The organism is Mesorhizobium sp. M8A.F.Ca.ET.208.01.1.1, from assembly GCF_004791315.1.
GTDB lineage: Bacteria > Pseudomonadota > Alphaproteobacteria > Rhizobiales > Rhizobiaceae > Mesorhizobium.
This window is the reverse complement of sequence record NZ_SRUT01000108.1, coordinates 1-374: the sequence shown is the minus strand read 5'-3', so window position 1 is coordinate 374 and position 374 is coordinate 1. Positions and strand designations below refer to the sequence as shown.

Sequence of the window (374 nt, the reverse complement as noted above, 5' to 3'; positions counted from 1 at the left end):
AGAACCAGCAACGGCAACACGAAGCCGACGACTGGCACCGCCAGGTTGCGTCGAGCCTCACCACGTATTTCGTGCGAAGCTTTCGCCGAAGGACGCGTATGCTTTCTTGTGCACGTCAATCAGCCTGTTGGACAGTTCTGGCTCTTGGCCCGGCGGCCTTGCAGTGCAGGAGCGTTTGGCGAGTCCTGGCCCCAGCTCTTGACCTTGTCCCGGCCGCGGAAGCGCGTCATCAGCGCAGACGCTGCCTCGTACAGCGCGCGCCGCACATCGGCGTCGCCAGCTTTGGAGATGCGTCCCTGAATGTCGATCGACGTGCCCGACTGCCAGCGCCGCGACGTCAGCCCGAAGTAGGCCGCGACGTCACGCGACCGGCC

General features: G+C 65.0%; 1 pseudogene. It reads right to left on the bottom strand.

The features are described 5' to 3' along the window. Window positions 1–165 precede the first annotated feature (165 nt). Window positions 166–374: pseudogene (locus EN851_RS34505) on the bottom strand (transposase); the annotation flags it as partial.